The 3,405-nt window shown below is 79.2% G+C and carries 3 protein-coding genes and 1 pseudogene; 1 reads left to right on the plus strand and 3 read right to left on the minus strand.

What is annotated here, in order from left to right:
• The 3 genes and pseudogenes from KVT14_RS19475 to KVT14_RS23545 all read right to left on the minus strand — a co-directional run.
• Positions 1–1,086, minus strand: a pseudogene (locus tag KVT14_RS19475) (hypothetical protein); the annotation flags it as partial.
• Positions 1,087–1,287: 201 nt separating this feature from the next.
• On the minus strand, positions 1,288–2,073 hold the full coding sequence (locus KVT14_RS19480) for an alpha/beta fold hydrolase (protein ID WP_217617178.1): 786 nt from the start codon (positions 2,071–2,073) through the stop codon (positions 1,288–1,290).
• A gap of 16 nt (positions 2,074–2,089) precedes the next feature.
• Positions 2,090–2,803, minus strand: a complete 714-nt coding sequence (locus KVT14_RS23545; protein WP_308161179.1) for a PQQ-binding-like beta-propeller repeat protein — start codon at positions 2,801–2,803, stop codon at positions 2,090–2,092.
• Here KVT14_RS23545 and KVT14_RS23550 point away from each other — a divergent pair.
• Positions 2,735–3,214 (plus strand): hypothetical protein, encoded by a 480-nt coding sequence (locus KVT14_RS23550; protein WP_217617180.1) that lies wholly within the window; start codon positions 2,735–2,737, stop codon positions 3,212–3,214. The genes KVT14_RS23545 and KVT14_RS23550 overlap by 69 nt on opposite strands.
• Positions 3,215–3,405 lie beyond the last annotated feature (191 nt).

Below are 3,405 nucleotides of genomic sequence, written 5' to 3' on the forward strand. Positions count from 1 at the left end.
GTGCCCGAACCGGTCCTTTTCTACCATGAACCGGTCCAGGTCGACGACGAGGAGGGCGCCGCGCGGGCCCGCGGCGACGGCGTCGAGCTGCTCCACCAGGGCGCGACGGTTCGCGACGCCTGTCAGGGGGTCGGTGCGGGCCTCCTGCCGCACGGCGGCCAGCTGCGCGAGGTCGCGCACGAGCCGCATCACCCGGGCGCCGCCGCCCACGGCCGCGACGGCCCCGAGGACGGATGCGACGGGCTGGTCCCCGGGCACCAGCGCGTCCACCACCAGGATGCCGACGCCGGCGCCCATCACGACGACCGCGCCGAGCGTGGTGCCCTGGGACGCGGCCTCGCGCGGCGGGAGCGCCCGCGCGCGCCCGACCCGCAGCACCGCCAGCAGCAGCACCAGGCCGGTCCACCCGGCGACCACGACCGAGCCCGGAGCCGTCCCCGCCCCGCGGAGCAGGGCCACGAGCTCGACCGCGGCGACCACCGCCAGCCCGGCGGCCAGGGCCCAGGCGCGCGGGTCACGACGCAGGCCGGCGATCGTCAGCACGGTCGCCGCGGTGCCGAGGGCGACGAGCAGCGCCGCCAGCCGGACCATGCCGAGCTGGGCCGCCCACCACGCGCCGCTGCCCGGGTCGTCCCGGACGAGCAGGTTCCCGATCGCCAGCAGGGCCGCGCCCGCGCTGACCCCGTTGAGCCAGTCCCCCGGATCCGAGAGCGCCGTGCGGATCCGGTTCCAGTGCACCAGCCCGTGGTAGAGCGCCCCGGCGGTCAGCACGGCGCCCGCGGTGAAGGCGCCCCCGCGCGGCCCGCCCGCGGACGCCACGACGGCCTCGGCCGCCAGGCCCGCCGCGAGGGCCCAGGCGGCCGTACCTGCCCACCGCCACGTCACGTGGTCGCCGTCCCGGTGCCGGGTGGAGCCGCCGAGCATCCCGCCGGCGAGGGCCGCCGCGGCCGACGTGACCGCGGTCAGCGCGACCGACGCCGGCCCGCGCAGCACGAGCGCGACCGAGGCGAGCCCGGCGGCCGTCGCGAGCAGCACGGCGGTGCGCGTCCGGCGGCGCGGGGTTCGACCGGATGGGGTGGGTGTCATGGACGCTTCCTGGTGGCGGGCCGTCCCGACGACCGCGCGCCCGGCGGCACCACCGCCGTCCCGGGCCACCGTCGTCGACCGCCCGGAGTCGCACCCGTCGCTGGATGCCGGTGTCGAGCATGCGCCCCCGCCGGCACCCTGGGCGACCCGGGAGCGGGTGAACCGGCTGGTCGACCGGGTGATCGTCGGGGCGACTCCGGCTCAGCCGTCGCCGCGCGCCCGCTCGACCCAGTCGGTCAGCAGACCCCCGAGGACCTCGGGCCGCTCGTGCGGCAGGGCGTGCCCCGCCGCGTCGACGACCGCGAGCGTGGCGCGGGGGTACCGCTCCAGCAGGCCGACCGCCCCGGCGTACCCGACGACCGAGTCCCGGCGGCCGGCTGCGACGAGCACCGGCCCCGCGTACGGGACCGCCGGCGCGTCGAGCCCCGTGATCTCCCAGCGCTCCCCGATCCGCGCGTTCGCCGGGCCGTCCGCGAGCGCCGCACCCGGCTCGACGAACCGCCGGTACCGGTCGAGCATCGCCGGGGTCTGGACGACGAAGTACCCGCGGAACTCCGCGTCCCCGAGGTCGTCGTCCCGGACGACGGGCTCGTGCGTCGGGACGTCGTGCCCGCCGGCGACCAGCGGGCAGATCAGCGCGAGCCCGGCGACGAGGTCGGGGCGCCGCGCCGCGATCCCCCGGGCGTCGTGGGCGCCCGCCGAGTGCCCGGCCAGCAGCACCGGCTCGCCGCCGGCGACCTCCGCGACGAACCCGACCAGCACGTCCACGACGTCGTCCTCGGAGCGCAGCGCGGGCGGCGCGGGGGTCCGGCCGTGCCCGGGCACGTCCGGGTACACCCGGCGCAGCCCGCCGGCGGCCGCGAGCGCCGGGTCGAGGCAGGCCTCGGGCTCCCGGTGGTCGACCCCGGCACCGTGCAGCACGACGACGGTGCGGCCGGCGCCGTGCGCGACGTGGTGCACGGGGACTCCGTGCGTCGTGAGCTCCATGCGCGCCACCCCCGCCTCAGCGGAGGACGACGGCGCCGTCCTCCCCGTGCCCGTACAGGATGCCGCCCTGGGTCCACACGCTGTCGACCCCCGGCGGCAGCGGCGTGGTCCACGCCGGCCGGCCGGACGCGAGGGCGTAGGCGGCGAGCACCGGGTCCCCGGACCGGGCGTCCCGCTCGACGCGGAGCAGGTGGACGCCGTCCGTCATCAGGCGGTAGTCGTCGAGGACACCGCCCTGGCTGCTCCACCGCTCCTCGCCGGACAGGGCGTCGACGGCCCACAACCGGCCGCGGTCGCCGCTGCCGTACAGGATGCCGTCGAGGAGCAGGCGGTTGGTGGACGCCATGCCGTCCGCCGGCCGCTCCCAGAGCACCTCGCCGGAGGTCGCGTCGACGCCCCGGAGCCGCCGCTCCAGCGAGCCGTCGGAGCCCTCGACCACGAGCACGTCCGGCGCGGAGCCGTCGTCCGGTGCCAGGAGCTGCACCTGCCCGTCGGCGACCGCGGTCCCGGAGCCGTCGGCGCCCAGCAGCAGCGTGCGGCTCGACCCCTGGAGGTCGACCAGCCGGTCGCCCCGGACGACGGCGACCCCGGCACCGCCGGCCTGCACGCTGCCGCTCCCGGCGTCGACCGCCCAGGTCGCGCTCGCCGCGACGACCAGGACGTGGCCGCCCGCGCGGGACAGCCAGCCGCTGCCGCCACCCGGGGCGAGCGGCTGACGTCGACGCTCCAGACCTGCTCGCCGTCGGCGGGGTCGATCCCGACGACGCGCACCGGGTCGGACGCGTCGCCGACCACCGTCCCGGCGACGAACCCGTCCTGCGTGTGCACCCCGCCGTACAGCGCCGTCGCCAGCCCCGGCGACACCATCGGCGTCGGGTCGAGCGGCGGGGTCACCGTCGTCGTGATCACGCCGGGCGTCGCGCGCAGCCGCTCGGCCGCCGACTCGGTCCGGGCGTCCGCGACGGCCTGCCACGCCACGACCGCGAGCACCGCGGCGACGGGCAACGGCCACCAGCGGCGCAGGACGGCGCGGGCGCGACGGGCGCGACCGGGGGCCGCCGGGGCGTCGGGCGGTGCCGGCTCGCCGGTGTCGTCCAGCTGCACGTCGGCCATGCGCCCCGCCCCCATGCGCCCACCGTAGGCGGACGGACGGGCGCCGCGGGCGAGTTCGGCGGTCGACGTCGGCACTGATCAGCATGCCCGCGGACCCGTCCCCGGGAACGACGCAGCGCCCGGGGACGGGGGGGCCCGGCGCCGCGGCGGGGGGGCGGGCGGCGGGGTTCGAACCCCCGGCCCCCCCCTTGGCCAGGGGGTGCTCCTCCCCCGGGCCCC

This window comes from Cellulomonas sp. GbtcB1 (assembly GCF_019091725.1).
In the GTDB taxonomy this organism is placed as follows: Bacteria; Actinomycetota; Actinomycetes; order Actinomycetales; family Cellulomonadaceae; genus Cellulomonas.